This is a genomic window from Neisseria sp. HMSC068C12, from assembly GCF_001814095.1.
Taxonomy (GTDB): Bacteria; Pseudomonadota; Gammaproteobacteria; order Burkholderiales; family Neisseriaceae; genus Neisseria; species Neisseria perflava.
On the sequence record NZ_KV814812.1, the window covers coordinates 373,031 to 387,899 of the forward strand.

General features: G+C 50.8%; 11 protein-coding genes, 1 tRNA gene and 1 pseudogene. 5 read left to right on the plus strand and 8 right to left on the minus strand.

Going from position 1 to position 14,869, the window contains the following annotated elements; genetic code table 11:
* Positions 1 to 115 precede the first annotated feature (115 nt).
* The gene (gene argB / locus HMPREF2952_RS06215) at positions 116 to 1,003 is read right to left on the minus strand and encodes an acetylglutamate kinase (protein WP_070695380.1); all 888 of its coding nucleotides are present in this window, start codon (positions 1,001 to 1,003) and stop codon (positions 116 to 118) included.
* Positions 1,004 to 1,177: 174 nt separating this feature from the next.
* Here argB and HMPREF2952_RS06220 point away from each other — a divergent pair, with 174 nt between their 5' ends.
* Positions 1,178 to 2,308: a M14 family metallopeptidase gene (locus HMPREF2952_RS06220; RefSeq protein WP_070695381.1), complete on the plus strand. Its 1,131-nt coding sequence runs from the start codon at positions 1,178 to 1,180 to the stop codon at positions 2,306 to 2,308.
* Between the two features lie 74 nt (positions 2,309 to 2,382).
* Positions 2,383 to 3,243, plus strand: a complete 861-nt coding sequence (lgt, locus tag HMPREF2952_RS06225) for a prolipoprotein diacylglyceryl transferase (protein WP_070695382.1) — start codon at positions 2,383 to 2,385, stop codon at positions 3,241 to 3,243.
* A gap of 76 nt (positions 3,244 to 3,319) precedes the next feature.
* Here lgt and trkA read toward each other — a convergent pair whose 3' ends face one another.
* The 5 genes from trkA to HMPREF2952_RS06250 form a co-directional block, all read right to left on the minus strand.
* On the minus strand, positions 3,320 to 4,732 hold the full coding sequence (trkA, locus tag HMPREF2952_RS06230) for a Trk system potassium transporter TrkA (protein WP_049323440.1): 1,413 nt from the start codon (positions 4,730 to 4,732) through the stop codon (positions 3,320 to 3,322).
* A gap of 95 nt (positions 4,733 to 4,827) precedes the next feature.
* Complete coding sequence (locus HMPREF2952_RS06235) at positions 4,828 to 6,279, minus strand: DASS family sodium-coupled anion symporter (RefSeq protein ID WP_049335870.1); 1,452 nt, start codon at positions 6,277 to 6,279, stop codon at positions 4,828 to 4,830.
* A gap of 212 nt (positions 6,280 to 6,491) precedes the next feature.
* Entirely contained in the window at positions 6,492 to 7,745 is a 1,254-nt protein-coding gene (locus HMPREF2952_RS06240; protein WP_049335869.1) for a complex I 51 kDa subunit family protein, read from the minus strand.
* Positions 7,742 to 9,370 (minus strand): FAD-binding protein, encoded by a 1,629-nt coding sequence (locus HMPREF2952_RS06245; RefSeq protein WP_049335867.1) that lies wholly within the window; start codon positions 9,368 to 9,370, stop codon positions 7,742 to 7,744. Before HMPREF2952_RS06245 ends, HMPREF2952_RS06240 begins: the two co-directional genes overlap by 4 nt.
* On the minus strand, positions 9,370 to 10,008 hold the full coding sequence (locus HMPREF2952_RS06250; protein ID WP_004520763.1) for a 4Fe-4S dicluster domain-containing protein: 639 nt from the start codon (positions 10,006 to 10,008) through the stop codon (positions 9,370 to 9,372). Before HMPREF2952_RS06250 ends, HMPREF2952_RS06245 begins: the two co-directional genes overlap by 1 nt.
* Positions 10,009 to 10,863: 855 nt before the next feature.
* Here HMPREF2952_RS06250 and HMPREF2952_RS06255 point away from each other — a divergent pair.
* Complete coding sequence (locus HMPREF2952_RS06255; RefSeq protein ID WP_003746217.1) at positions 10,864 to 12,387, plus strand: fumarate hydratase; 1,524 nt, start codon at positions 10,864 to 10,866, stop codon at positions 12,385 to 12,387.
* A gap of 154 nt (positions 12,388 to 12,541) precedes the next feature.
* Positions 12,542 to 12,618 (plus strand) — tRNA-Pro (locus HMPREF2952_RS06260).
* Between the two features lie 154 nt (positions 12,619 to 12,772).
* Here the strand turns inward: HMPREF2952_RS06260 and HMPREF2952_RS06265 are convergent.
* Positions 12,773 to 13,309 (minus strand): annotated as a pseudogene (locus HMPREF2952_RS06265) (formate/nitrite transporter family protein); the annotation flags it as partial.
* A gap of 71 nt (positions 13,310 to 13,380) precedes the next feature.
* A complete protein-coding gene (yciA, locus tag HMPREF2952_RS06270; RefSeq protein ID WP_004520760.1) occupies positions 13,381 to 13,815 on the minus strand; it encodes an acyl-CoA thioester hydrolase YciA in 435 nt (144 codons plus the stop codon).
* A gap of 124 nt (positions 13,816 to 13,939) precedes the next feature.
* Here yciA and pip point away from each other — a divergent pair, with 124 nt between their 5' ends.
* A complete protein-coding gene (gene pip / locus HMPREF2952_RS06275) occupies positions 13,940 to 14,869 on the plus strand; it encodes a prolyl aminopeptidase (RefSeq protein WP_004520759.1) in 930 nt (309 codons plus the stop codon).

Genomic DNA, 14,869 nt, shown 5'->3' on the forward strand with positions numbered 1-14,869 from the left:
GTTTGTTTCACGTCAATATCGCTCAAACAAACATAAGCCGTATAGTGTAACATTTTTTACCCTTTTTAGGGTGAAAAGCTGATTAAATAAGGCATAAGGCCGTCTGAAAACCAGATTAGCCCTCGCCCAAAATCATCGAGCCTACACCGTCATCGGTCAGCACTTCCAAGAGCAGGGCGTTGGGAACGCGGCCGTCTATGATATGCGTAGCTTTGACGCCGCTTTTGGCGGCTTCGACGGCAGAGGCAATTTTAGGCAGCATGCCGCCGTACAGCGTACCGTCTTCAATCAGTTCGTCAATGCGGCTTGGCGTCAGGGTAGTCAATAATTTGCCTTCTTTATCCAGTACGCCGGGGATATTGGTCATCATCAGCAGTTTTTCGGCTTGAAGTTTTTCCGCCAGTTTACCGGCAACCAAGTCGGCATTGATGTTGAACGCTTCGCCGTTTTGGCCTACGCCGATGGGTGCAATGACAGGAATGCAGCCGCGCTCAACCAAGCCTTCCACCAAACGGGTATCGATGTCGGCCACTGTGCCGACTTGGCCGATGTCCACGCCTTTTTGTTCAGGCGTGTCGATCAGGAGTTTTTCCGCTTTGATGAAGTGGTTGTCCCGGCCGGTAATGCCGACGGCGCGACCGCCGAAGGTGGTAATCATGGAAACGATTTCTTTATTGACGTGTCCGCCCAAAACCATTTCCACGATGTCCATGGTTTCGCTGTCGGTCACGCGCATGCCTTGAACAAATTCTCCTTTTTTGCCGACTTTTTCCAACATTTCATTGATTTGCGGGCCGCCGCCGTGAACGATGACGGGATGCAGGCCGATCAGTTTGAGCAGGACGACATCGCGTGCGAAGCCCTCCTTTAAGGCCGACTCGGTCATGGCGTTGCCGCCGTATTTGATGACGATGATGGAGCCGGAAAAACGGCGGATATAAGGTAAAGATTCGGCAAGGACGCGAGCTTTGATCGCAGAGGAGACAGATTGTTGCTGAGTCATGGTTTCAACCTTGTTTCATGATTTCGGCCTTTATCTTAATCCCAAAGGCCGTCTGAAACAATATTTCCAAGCGCTTGAAATCCTGTTAAATCAGTTAAATGGTTGAAACCAGCCTCATGCAAACGGTAAAATGACGGTTTGCTTCGGCCTCTTTGCCGATTACTAAGGATACCCATGATGAAAATCAGCACCCAATTCGATGCCGGTTCGGTCGTTGTCAAAGATTTGAGCAACCCTGCCGATATCCGTCTCGCCCTGCGTCCCGACAATGCTTCGGAGTTTGCCCAATGGTTTTACTTCCGTTTGCAGGGTGCGGCCTATCAAAACTGCGTGATGCATTTTGAAAATGCGGAGGACGCTGCGTATCCTTTGGGCTGGGAGGACTATCAGGCTTGCGCTTCTTACGACCGCCAAAATTGGTTCCGCGTGCCAACCAGCTACGAAAACGGCGTGTTGACCATCAACCATACACCTTTGTCCAACAGCGTTTACTACGCCTATTTCGAGCCTTATTCCAACGAGCAGCATTTGAACCTTTTGGGCGATGCGCAGGGTAGCGGTTTGTGCCGTATCGACGACTTGGGCAGCACTGTTCAAGGCCGTGATATTAATCTTTTGACCATCGGCAACCAAGTCGAAAGCGACATGAAAGTCTGGATTATCGCCCGTCAACATCCGGGCGAAACCATGGCAGAATGGTTTGTCGAAGGTTTGCTGGGCCGCCTGCTTGATCCGCAAGATCCGACCGCGCGCATGCTGCTTGACCGTGCGACTTTCTACATCGTGCCAAACATGAATCCGGACGGTTCGGTATTGGGCAATTTGCGCACCAATGCCGCCGGCGCCAACCTCAACCGCGAATGGGAAAACCCGACTTTGGAGCGAAGCCCCGAAGTTTTTACCGTCCGCGAAAAAATGATGGAAACCGGCGTGGATTTGTTCTTGGATATTCACGGCGATGAAGGTCTGCCGTTTGTCTTTGTGGCCGGTACCGAAGGCGTGCCGAACTACAACGAGCGCATCGAAGCCTTGGAAGACCAATTCAAACTCGCGTTGCTCAATGCCAGCCCCGATTTCCAAGACGATTACGGCTATGACAAAGATGCGCCGGGTCAGGCGAACATGACTTTGGCGACCAACTGGGTCGGCAATCATTTCAACTGCCTTGCCTATACTTTGGAAATGCCGTTTAAAGACAATGCCAATCTGCCGGACGACGATTTCGGCTGGAACGGCCAACGCTCGCTGCGCTTGGGTGAGGCCATGTTGTCTGCTATTTTGAATGTGGTTAGCGATTTGCGTTAAACCGTCCGACACTGCATACAGGCCGTCTGAAAGTTCAGGCTTTCAGACGGCCTTTGAGATAAGGAACACACATTATGATGATACATCCCCAGTTTGATCCGGTGCTGATCAGCATCGGCCCGCTTGCCATCCGCTGGTATGCCTTGAGCTATATTGTCGGCTTTATCCTGTTTACGATTTTGGGCCGCCGCCGTATCGCGCAGGGCAATTCTGTGTTTACCAAAGAAACACTCGACGATTTCCTGACTTGGGGTATCTTGGGCGTCATCTTGGGCGGCCGTATCGGCTACGTTTTGTTTTATAAATTTTCCGACTATTTGGTCAACCCGTTGGATATTTTCAAAGTGTGGGAAGGCGGCATGTCGTTTCACGGCGGCTTCTTGGGTGTGGTCGTTGCCATGTGGCTGTTTGGCCGCAAGCACAACATCAGTATCTTGAAATTGATGGATACCGTTGCGCCGCTCGTGCCGCTGGGCTTGGCTTCCGGCCGTATCGGCAACTTTATCAACGGCGAACTTTGGGGACGCGTGACCGAACTCAATGCTTTCTGGGCGATGGGTTTTCCGCAAGCGCGTTACGAAGATGCGGAAGCCGCGGCGCACAATCCTTTGTGGGCAGAATGGCTGCAACAATACGGCATGCTGCCGCGCCATCCGTCTCAGCTTTACCAGTTTGCCCTTGAAGGCATTTGCCTGTTTGTCATTGTTTGGATTTTCTCGAAAAAACCACGTCCGGCCGGACAAACGGCAGCATTGTTCTTGGGCGGTTACGGATTGTTCCGCTTCATCGCCGAATTTGCCCGTCAGCCTGACGACTATCTCGGCCTGTTGACTTTGGGCTTGTCCATGGGTCAATGGTTGAGCGTGCCGATGATTGTATTGGGCGTGATTGGTTTCGTTTGGTTTGGCCGTAAAAACAATGTTGCCAAAGCGTAAATGAAACAAGAATAAAGGCCGTCTGAAAAGGTTTTCAGACGGCCTTTTTATGGCTTCAAGCAAACGGATTTTGGGTTTAACCGAAAAAGCCCATTTTGACTTGAATGAGTTTTTCCAACTCCGGCAGGACGCGGCGGCGTGAGACGAAGAAGATAATGTGGTCGCCGTCTTGGAGGATGGTTTCGGTGTGGTGTCCCATGATGACTTCGCCGGTTGCGCCGCGGACGATGGCGGCGATGTAGCAGTCGCTCGGCCATTTGATGCCGCTGATGCGGCGGCCGACGATGGCAGAAGTGTTTTTGTCGCCGTGTACCACCACTTCGATGGCTTCGGCCGTGCCGCGGCGCAGAGGGTGGACGGCAACGATGTCGCCGCGGCGGATGTGGGCGAGGATGGAGCCGATGGTAATCAAATGGGGGGAAACGACGATATCGATTTTGTTGCCTTCGAGCAAATCGACGTAGCTTGAGCGGTTGACGATGGTAATCACGCGTTTGGCACCAAGGTTTTTCGCCAACAGGCTGGACATGATGTTGTTTTCGTCGTCGTTGGTCAGCGCGCAGAAGACGTCGATTTCGTCGATGTATTCTTCGTCCAGCAGGGTTTCGTCGGTGGCGGAACCTTGCAGGACGAGGGTGTTGTCCAGATTTTCGGCCAGCCATTCGGCACGGTGGGGTTTGTATTCGATGATTTTGATGTCGTATTTGGACTCGAGCTGTTTGGCGAGGCGGTAGCCGATGTTGCCTCCGCCGGCGATCATGATGCGGCGGGTGCGCGCTTCTTTCGGACGCAATTCGCGCATGATGGCTTCCACGCTGTTGATGTCGGCGGCAAACAGGACTTCATCGCCTTCGATGATGACGGTTTGCGGGGTGGGGACGATCAGGCGGTTGTTGCGGTAGATGGCGCAGATTTGGCAGTCCACGCCTTCGAGCAGGTGTTGGTTGATGTCGGCAATTTCACGGCCGATCAGCAAACCGCCTTTGCGGGCTTGAACAATCACCATGCGCACTTTATCGTTGGCAAAACTGAGTACCTGCAATGAGCTGGTGTAGTTGAGCAGGCCGACGAGTTGTTCGGTAACCAGTTGTTCGGGGCTGATGGTTTCGGTAATGCCGAAGATGTTGAGGCTGCCTTCTTCGGGGTTGTCGCTGCCGGCAACCGGATATTCGAGGTATTCGCTTGAGCGCACGCGTGCGATGCGGCTGGGGATGTTGAATAGGTCGGCGGCGATTTTGGAGGCGACAATGTTGGTTTCGTCGCTGCGTGTCAGGGCAAGCAGGAGGTCGGAGTCTGCCGCGCCTGCCTGTTCGAGGGTAAAGGGCGATGCGCCGTTGCCGACGATGGTTTGGACATCGAGGCGGCTGCTGATGCGGTTGAGCGCTTTTTCGTCGATGTCGATGATGGTAACGTCGTTGCTGGGAACGGAGGCAAGGTTTTGGGCGACGGTCGAGCCGACTTGGCCGCTGCCGAGGATGAGTATTTTCACGGTAATTGAGTGTGTTCGGTAAAAATGAAATTGTAACAAAAGGCCGTCTGAAATTGGAGTTTTCAGACGGCCTGAGTTTTAAATAAGCCAGAAGGTTACCAGTAGCCCAAAACTTTCCACCACAAGATACCGACAGTGCCGAAAATCAGGATTTCGAGCACGCTCATGATGAAGCCGGCTTTCCACCATTCGGTCATGGTTACATAGTTGGAGCAGTAAATGACAGGTGCAGAACCGGTAGCGTAGTGGGTCAGCGACATCATGATGCCGGTAGCGGCTGCCATAATCAGGGCAAACAGCATCGGTGGTGCGCCCAAGGCCAAGCCTGCGCCGTAGAATGCGCCGAACATGGCGGTAACGTGTGCCGTACCGCTGGCGAAAACGTAGTGGGCGTAGAGGTAGGCCAGCATCAACAGGGCACAACCGGCTTCCCAACCCAAACCCATGTGGGCGATACCGCCTTGCATGGAGTCGGACAACCAACTGATGAGGCCCAGTTTGTTGAGGAAGTTTGCCATCATCACCAAGGCAGCAAACCAAACAATGGTATCCCACGCGCTTTTTTCTTTCAGCGCGTCGTCCCAAGTCAGTACGCCGGTCAACAGGCACAGGCTCAAGCCGAGGAAGGTGGTGGCAGTAGCGTCCACTTTCACGCCAAACAGCATCTCAGGAATACCCGCCCACAACAGCAGCAGAACCAGGAAAATACCGAGCATGATTTTTTCTTCACGCTTCATCGGTCCCATTTGGGTCAAATGCTCTTTTGCCAATGCAGTGGCGTTAGGGGTTTGTTTGATTTCAGGCGGATACAGGAAATACAGCACCAGCGGCATCAGTAGCATAGCAAGCAGGCCGGGTACGATCATTGCCAAGAACCAAGTACCCCAAGAGAGTTGGATTTGTGAATTGGTGGCTTTGGCAACCAATTCGACCACCAGTGGATTAGGTGCGGTGGCGGTGATAAAAATCAGACAGGTAATTACATTGGAGTGGAAGTTGACCAGTGAAAGGTATTTACCGATTTTGCCTTCCGTACCCTTTTCAGGGTCGGAGTCGAAGCTCAAGGCAATGGATTTCATAATCGGATGTACGATGGCACCGCCGCGCGCGGTATTACTCGGCGTTACCGGACCGATGACCAAGTCGGCAAGCGCTAAGCTGTAACCTACGCCCAGCGTGCGTTTGCCGAAGAGGGAAATCAAGAGGTAGCCGATACGCATACCCAAGCCGGTTTTCAACAGGCCACGCGAGATGATGATGGCGATACCGATCATCCAGATGAGTGAGTTGTTGAGGCTGCTCAAAGCGTCTTTGGTTGCGTCGGCGGCTTTTTCATTGGTCACGCCGGTCAGTGCAACCAAGGTAATGCCCAAAATCGCCATGGCGCCGATAGGCATGGCTTTGCCGATGATGCCGGCAATGATGCCGACAAACAATGCCAAAAGATGCCATGCGTCAGGCGATACGCCTTGAGGAACGGGGATAACGAACCAGATAAGCAGCGTCAGCACAAGTGCGACCGCAGCAGGAATTGGCTTGAAGCCCATTTTGAATCTCCTAATTTGAGGATTAAAGTATTGGGAAATCTGTTTTCAGACGGCCTGAGTGTCGCTTAAGCCTGTCTGAACGTATTTTGGTAGGTTCGGAAGGTATTTTTCTTATTGGGTTTCTCTTCCATCTTGGAAAGAAGAGAATGGGAGTCGGGTATCGTTTTTCAGACGGCCTTTATAGTAACAGGCCGTCTGAAAACAACGCCGTTTTACTCCTGTTCTTGCGGCAGGCCGTACTCTTCGGGGAAGGTACGCAGCGAGCTTTGCAACACGGTAACTGCGCCGTCAATCAAACCGCAACGGCCGCTTCGTGGCAACAGTTGGCACAGGCTTTGCAGGGCGCGCAGGTCGTCGGAAGTGCCGATACCGGTGTCCACGCGGTTGAGCAGGCGGGAAAGCTGGAATGTGCCGCCTTTGCAAGGCGGGCATTGACCGCATGAGTTGGAAGCGAAAAATTCCACATACTCGGCCACTTTGCGCACCACGCTGGTGCCTTCGGAAATCACAATCATCGCGCCGGTACCGAGGCTGGATTTGCGTTCGCGTACGGACACGAAGTCCAAAGGCACATCCAAATCTTTTACGGTCAAAAGCGTGTTTGACGGGCCGCCGGTAAATACGGCTTTAAACGTACGGCCTTCGAGCATACCGCCGCCGTGATCGTAAATCAGCGATTGCAAGGTCGTGCCCATTGGCAGTTCGTACAGGCCCGGATTCAATACGTCGCCGGAGAGAGAGTAGAGTTTTGTACCGGCCGCATCGCCCAAACCCAAAGATTTGTACCATTCCGCGCCTTTGGCAAGGATTTGCGGAATATTGGCGAAGGTTTCGGTATTGTTGATAAGGGTCGGCTCACCGTTGACACCGCTTTCGGCGGGGAAAGGCGGCTTGCGGCGGGGGAAGGGGAAACCGCCCTCCAGCCATGAAATTACGGCAGTTTCTTCGCCGCCGATATAACGGCCTGAAGTTTCAACCAGTTGCAAGTCCAAAGGTTTACCCAAGTAGTTTTCGATGCGGATAAACAAATCGCTGTTTTTCCATTGCTCGATGGCCGGTGTGATGGAAGCGATGGATTCGGTTTGATGAGGGTTGACGTACAAAATTGCTTTATTGGCACGGCAGGCAACGGCGGCAATCAGGACGCCTTCGATGACTTGGTGCGGCGTATTTGCCAGCAGTACGCGGTCTTTAAATGTACCCGGTTCGTCTTCGTTGGCATTACAGACGACGTATTTGTCGCCATTTTTGCTTTGGGCGGCAACGGCGGCCTCCCATTTGCGCCAAGTCGGGAAACCTGCACCGCCCATACCGCAAAGATTGGCATCTTGCAGTTTGGAAACAATGCTTTGAGGATCGGCAAGCGCAGCCAGCAGGCCTTCGCCGCCGCCGACTTTGCGCCACGCGGCTAAATCTGCGCCGACTTGGCGGGAAGGATGCAGTAAGTTTTGATTGGCTTGATTCATGATTGTTGCTCCTGCAAACCGGCGTGTTCGCGCAAATCGAATTTGCCGTAGTCGGGATATAAAACGGGGGCTTTGATGTCGCTGGTCAGGCCGGCCCGGGTCATTTCGCGTTGCAGGTCGTGGACGTGTCCGACACCGCCGCGTACTTTTTTCAGCGGCAGGCCGCAATTTGCCGCGGCTTTACCGGCACGGCGACCGAAGCTGATGATGTCCAAAAGTGCATTGCCCATCAGACGGTTGCGGCCGTGAATGCCGCCGGTTACTTCGCCGGCGCAATAGAGGCCTTCGACGCAGGTCGCGCCGTTGCCGTTGATTTCGATACCGCCGTTTTGATAGTGCAGGGTCGGATGAATCATGACCGGCTCAACAGCAGGGTCGATGCCGCATTTGTGGGCAACATGGCCGAGTGTTACTAGACGGTTCAATACGTCAGGGTCGTTAGCAATCAGGCGCGGGGTGTCGAGGAACACGCCGACTTGACCATCGCGTACCACGCCGCGGCCTTCGCGGCATTCGCGCAGAATCGCAGCGGCAACAACGTCGCGCGGTTGCAATTCGTCAACGAAACGTTCGCCCAAACCGTTGACCAGCTTGGTGCCTGCGGAGCGCACGGCTTCGGAAATCAGCGCGCCTGCCAAGTGCGGAGGGTGGGCAACACCGGTCGGGTGGTATTGGAAAGAATCGACATCGCGCAGTTTGGCACCGATACGGTAAGCCATTACCAGGCCGTCTGCAGTCGCGCCATAGTGGTTGGAAGTGGCAAAACCCTGCAAATGCAGGCGTCCGCTGCCGCCGGTTGCCAATACCACGGCTTTGGCGTGAACCAACACCAAAGAGCGTTTTTCCAAATCGTACAAAATCGCGCCGACGCAGCGGCCGTGTTCGTCCGACAATAATTCGATGGCGGGGTGGCGGTTGAGCTGGGTGATGTTTTCGTCGAGTTCGACAGCCTCGCGCAGTACGCGCATCATTTCGAGGCCGGTAAAGTCGCGGTAGCTCAGGATGCGCGGTACGGTCGTACCGCCTGCGCGTTTGCGGCTCAACATGCCGTTGCTGTCCGCGCCTTTGGCAAGGTCGAAGGTCATGCCCAAGCCAATCAGCCAGCGGATGGCGGACGGCGCATCGGTAACCATTTGTGCCACCAATTCTTTTTTGCCGACGTTGTGGCCGCCTTTGATGGTGTCGTCAAAGTGTTGTTGCAGGCTGTCTTCTGCGCCGACCGCTGCTTGAATGCCGCCTTCGGCCATCACGGTATTGCTGTCGCCGATACGCAGTTTGTTCGCCATGATGACGCGTGCGCCGGCTTCAGTCGCAGACAATGCCGCTGCCGCGCCCGCACCGCCGCCGCCAATAACCAGCACGTCAGTGTTCAAATGTTCCGCGCCCGACAAATCATAGTCGTCAATCAGTGGATGACTGATCAGCAGTTTCGCCAAATCAGGATGGCAGTAATCGCCTTGGTTTGGACCGATAGGTAGTTTCACACGCGCATTTGCCTGATAGTCAGGGTGAAATTGGCTCAGTAATTCGTTCTTTTCAGGTAAATCGCCACGCAGCTCCAATGAGGACGCACGCAGGTTGGCAAGGGCGGTTTCGTAGTCTATGCCTTGGATTTTGTTAACCATTACACTGACTCCTCTTCAAATTCGACTTTCATTTTGCCGCTGTCGATTTCGCGTAGGCGGCGCATCAAATCCACAGGGCGCAACGTACGCGCCGCTTTCATACGGCGGGCGAACAGGCCCAAGTGGTTCGGACGGATGTGTTCTGGGCAGGAGAGGGTGCAGAGGTTGCACATCACGCATTGGTCAAAGGTCAGCGCAGCTGCGCCGAAATCGCCGGAAACTACCTGCGCTACGCCGTTTTCTACTTGCAAACCTTTAGGACAGGCGCGATTGCAGCCGCCGCAATGACGGCAGTTTTGCGCTTCTGGGAAGGCTTTGGCGGTATCGTCCAACCAGTTCCAGCCGTCACCAATTTCCCCGACGTCGTAATATTGGATATGCTCGGGAATAAAGTAGTCCAAGAAGCTGATATGCATGCCTTCTTCAACTTTAGTCTCGCATGCCAGTGCGGTGGTTACTTCGCGCTCGCCTTCTTTACGAATCATGCAGCGGCAGGAACCGCATACGCCTTGACCCATACAGCCGACATTGGCAGTAATCGCATTGCCTGAACGGGCATAGGCTTGGATGATTGACGAGTCGGCGGAAGCTTTGACTTCATGGCCGTCTATGGTCAGGGTTAACAAATTTTCACTCATGGTTTGTTCCTGTGAAATTGGAAGTTGGAATAGTGGGTAATTTGATTAATTGTATTTTTATTACATTTATTGCGTATGAGGAAAATATCCAAGTGATTTACTCGGAAATTCTTTTAAAATCAATGTTTATCTTTATGAGTCGAAGTGTATCAGAATTTAGTGGTTTTGATGATAGGGGTAACCTAAGGTTTTATAGAAGGAGGATTGCAAACAAAATATGCCTATTATTTAGACAAATTTATTACAACAACTTGATTTTAAAAGTAAAATAAAATTACTTTTTTATTATAAATTTTAAAATATTCGTATATTTACTAGTAAAAATCATTATTATATGTTAGACAATTTTACATAGATTGTTGTATATATTGAATAATATTCTTATAGGTAAGTAAGTGAAAAGATTGTTATAAAATTTCAGAAAATTAAATGAGTTTGATATCAGTCAAGAAGATTGAGGGAGAAAATGACACAGATTTTACAATTGTGTATCGTATTGGAAAATAAGAAAGGCCGTCTGAAATTTAGGTAGTTTCCTTTTAAATACAAGCTACTAAATTTCTTTCTCAGATACTTAAAGCAAACATTTTCAGACGGACTTGTAATTAGAATATCATTTAAAAATAATGTAATTTTATTTCTGTGTAAGTGAATGGTCAGTGGATATATATTATCAATAACCAAGTGATTTAATACGATATTAAATTCTATTTAAATCAATAAGGTATGAAAATGATATTGTCTGAATTATTCATTTGAAAGCACTATTACACTATTGAAGGCCGTCTGAAAAAATCGGTCTCTTAAAAAATAAACAAACCCTTCCTACCATGACTCCCGAAAAGGAACACAATCATGACCGTCATCAAGCAAGAAGACTTTATCCAAAGTATTTTCGATGCTTTCCAATTCATCAGCTACTACCATCCTAAAGACTACATTCAGGCTTTGTATAAGGCTTATCAAAAAGAAGAAAACCCTGCCGCCAAAGATGCGATGGCGCAGATTTTGGTCAATAGCCGTATGTGTGCTGAAGGCCATCGTCCGATTTGTCAGGATACCGGTATTGCGACCGTATTCTTGAAAGTGGGCATGGATGTACAGTGGGATGCCGAGATGAGCGTACAGGAAATGGTTAACGAAGGCGTACGCCGTGCATACACCTATCCTGACAACAAACTGCGCGCCTCTGTATTGGCCGATCCGGCTGGTAAACGTCAAAATACCAAAGACAACACCCCTGCCGTTGTACATATGGAAATCGTAAAGGGCGACAAAGTCGAAGTCACTTGCGCAGCCAAAGGCGGCGGTTCTGAAAACAAAACCAAAGTTGCCATGCTCAACCCTTCAGACAATATCGTTGATTGGGTATTGAAAACCGTTCCTCAAATGGGTGCCGGCTGGTGTCCTCCGGGCATTTTGGGTATCGGCATCGGCGGTACGCCTGAAAAAGCAGTGTTGATGGCCAAAGAAAGCCTGATGAGCCATATCGATATTCAGGAACTCAAAGAAAAAGCCGATTCCGGTGCAGAATTGTCTACAACCGAAGCCCTACGCTTGGAACTCTACAAAAAAGTAAATGCCTTGGGCATCGGCGCACAAGGTTTGGGCGGTTTGAGCACCGTGCTGGATGTCAAAATCCTTGACTACCCAACCCACGCGGCTTCCAAACCGATTGCCATGATTCCAAACTGCGCGGCTACCCGCCACATCGAATTTGAATTGGACGGCTCAGGCCCGGCCAAACTGGAAGCCCCATCTTTGGAAGACTGGCCGGATTTGACTTACAGCCCGGACAACGGCAAACGTGTCGATGTCAACAATCTGACCAAAGAAGAAGTGGCAACATGGAAAACCGGCGACGTGTTGTTGCTGAACGGTAAAATCCTGACCGGACGCGATGCCGCGCACAAACGTTTGGTTGATATGCTCAACAAAGGCGAAGAATTGCCGGTAGATTTCACCAACAAACTGATTTACTACGTTGGCCCGGTTGATCCAGTCCGTGACGAAGTTGTTGGCCCGGCCGGTCCGACTACTTCCACCCGTATGGATAAGTTTACCCGCCAAATGCTGGAACAAACCGGCCTCCTGGGTATGATCGGTAAATCCGAACGCGGTGCAGCAACTTGCCAAGCCATTGCCGATAATAAAGCCGTTTACCTGATGGCTGTCGGCGGCGCGGCATATCTGGTTGCCAAAGCCATTAAAGCATCTAAAGTCTTGGCGTTCCCAGAATTGGGTATGGAAGCGATTTACGAATTTGAAGTCAAAGACATGCCTGTGACCGTTGCGGTGGATAGCAACGGTGAATCGGTTCACGCCATTGCGCCAAAACAATGGCAGGCCAAAATCGGTATTATTCCGGTTGAAGCTTGATATTTGCCTGGATAATCAAAGGCCGTCTGAATGATTTTAGACGGCCTTTTTTTGTTTACAAATAATTTAAATGTTTTCAAACGAGTAAATTTCCCTTTCTAAAAAGCACTTGTCAAAATCAGCGTTTGAAACTAGAATTCACAGCTTATCGAGTCGGAGTGTGGCGCAGTCTGGTAGCGCACTTGCATGGGGTGCAAGGGGTCGAAGGTTCGAATCCTTTCACTCCGACCAAAAAATTGGAAAGAGTCGTTTTAAAAACGGCTCTTTTTTCGTTTGGATGATTTATCTGAATAATGTGTCCGAATGGATTTTAAAACTTAATACCAATGCCGTCTGAAACAAAACCTGCTTTCTCAAAGCAGGTTTTGTTGTTTCTAAAGCAGGGCTATTCGGCACTATCTTTCAGCGTGTCTTTATAAGTATAAAGATAAGACGCGCCGACAAAGGATGCACCACCGACGACATTGCCCAAGAATACGGGAATCATGTTAAAGAAAAATTGCCCCCATGTGATGTTTGCGCCTGCCAGAATACCCGCTGGGATAACGAACATATTGGCGACAAGGTGTTGGAAGCCGTTTAATACGAAAATCATGACGGGGAACCAAATGGCCAGCATTCGTCCGGTTGTGTTTTTAGCGGCAAAATGCAGCCACGCGCCCATGCAGACCATCCAGTTACATGCTACTGCCGATACAAAAGCGCGGCCGAAATCCATATGGACTTTTGCCTCCGCCACAGCAATGGTTTTTTCTGCCATGCTGCCTTCAATCATACCGACATAGTACCCAAGGAAAAAAGCCATTGCCAGTGTGCCCACCAAATTGCCCATGCAGACGATAACCCAGTTGCGCAGCAGCATTTTGGAGGAAATCCGTCCGGCCAATCTGCCTAAAGACATGATCATCATATTGCTGGTTACATTTTGCTTCTGTATGAAAAAAGGCCGTCTGAACATTGAGGTTTCAGACGGCCTTGTTTTGATTTTTAAACTTACAAATGTGCCAGCTTTGCATTGCCTTCGCGAGGAATAGGGCGCGGATTGCCTTGTGCATCGATAGCGACGTAAGTGAACACGGCTTCGGTGACCAGTTGGCGGTCTTCCGTTACCATATCGTTCATCAAAGTCTTAACCCATACCTCGATTTTCAGTTGCAAAGAAGTATTGCCTACGCGGACACAATGACCGTAGCAGCACACGACGTTGCCGACCTTTACCGGTCTGATGAAATTCATTTCTTGAACGGCTACGGTTACAATTCGTCCCTGTGCGATTTCTGCCGCCAAAATACCGCCGCCTAGATCCATTTGCGACATAATCCAGCCGCCGAAGATATCCTGATTAGGGTTGGTATCGCGCGGCATGGCTACCGTACGCAATAAAAGTTGTCCTTCGGGTGCCGCATGTGTTTGTTTGTTGTCAGTCATAAATAATCCTGTCAAAAAAGTGCTATTTTACGCCATTTGTGGCGATAAACCTATGTAGGCCGTCTGAAAAATCAGCAGGTAAAGTGTTACAATCAACCTATTCATCAGACAAAGGAGAAAGCTCATGCATCCGATTCAAGAACCACGAAATAGCGGCCTTTTGCGCGTATCCGACATTCACGAAATCTACTGGGAAGAGTCAGGCAATCCTGATGGCCACCCCGTGATTTTCCTGCATGGCGGCCCCGGAGCAGGCGCATCACCGGCCTGTCGCGGCTTTTTCAACCCAGAGCATTTCCGCATCGTCATCATTGATCAACGCGGTTGCGGACGCTCTAAACCGTATGCCTGTATTGAAGACAACACCACATGGGATTTGGTTGCCGATATTGAAAAAGTACGCGAAATGCTCGGCATTCAAAAATGGCTGGTTTTCGGCGGCTCATGGGGCAGCACCTTGTCGCTGACTTATGCCGAAACCCATCCCGATCGCGTCAGCGGCTTAGTTTTGCGCGGTATTTTCCTGTGCAGGCCGTCTGAAATGGCATGGTTGAACGAAGCAGGTGGCGTAAGCCAAATTTATCCGGCTCAATGGCAAAAATTCATTGCCCCCGTAGCCGAAAACAAACGCCAAGCCCTAATTAAAGCCTACCATGAAATGCTGTTCAGCGAAGATGAAGCTACGCGCCTCAAAGCAGCTAAATCATGGGCAGATTGGGAAAGCTACCTTATTCGGTTTGAACCTAAAGACGTAGATGAAGACCCGCAAGCCTCCCTTGCCATCGCAAGAATGGAAAACCATTACTTCGTGAACGAAGGTTGGTTGCAGGGCGATAAAGCTATCTTGGCAAACATCGACAAAATCCGCCATATCCCAACCATCATCGTCCAAGGCCGCTACGACCTATGCACCCCGATGCAAAGCGCGTGGGAACTCTCGCAAGCCTTCCCAGAAGCGGAATTGAGAATCGTCCAAGCAGGCCACTCTTCTTTTGATCCTTCGCTTTCCGAGGCTTTAGTGAAAGCAGTGGAGGATATTAGAAGTAAGTTATAA

Excerpts from the sequence above, each read along its gene's own strand:
- argB (WP_070695380.1), bottom strand. The coding sequence starts at position 1,003 with ATGACTCAGCAACAATCTGTCTCCTCTGCGATCAAAGCTCGCGTCCTT.
- HMPREF2952_RS06220 (WP_070695381.1), top strand. The coding sequence starts at position 1,178 with ATGATGAAAATCAGCACCCAATTCGATGCCGGTTCGGTCGTTGTCAAA.
- lgt (WP_070695382.1), top strand. The coding sequence starts at position 2,383 with ATGATGATACATCCCCAGTTTGATCCGGTGCTGATCAGCATCGGCCCG.
- HMPREF2952_RS06235 (WP_049335870.1), bottom strand. The coding sequence starts at position 6,279 with ATGGGCTTCAAGCCAATTCCTGCTGCGGTCGCACTTGTGCTGACGCTG.
- HMPREF2952_RS06240 (WP_049335869.1), bottom strand. The coding sequence starts at position 7,745 with ATGAATCAAGCCAATCAAAACTTACTGCATCCTTCCCGCCAAGTCGGC.
- HMPREF2952_RS06245 (WP_049335867.1), bottom strand. The coding sequence starts at position 9,370 with ATGGTTAACAAAATCCAAGGCATAGACTACGAAACCGCCCTTGCCAAC.
- HMPREF2952_RS06250 (WP_004520763.1), bottom strand. The coding sequence starts at position 10,008 with ATGAGTGAAAATTTGTTAACCCTGACCATAGACGGCCATGAAGTCAAA.
- HMPREF2952_RS06255 (WP_003746217.1), top strand. The coding sequence starts at position 10,864 with ATGACCGTCATCAAGCAAGAAGACTTTATCCAAAGTATTTTCGATGCT.
- yciA (WP_004520760.1), bottom strand. The coding sequence starts at position 13,815 with ATGACTGACAACAAACAAACACATGCGGCACCCGAAGGACAACTTTTA.
- pip (WP_004520759.1), top strand. The coding sequence starts at position 13,940 with ATGCATCCGATTCAAGAACCACGAAATAGCGGCCTTTTGCGCGTATCC.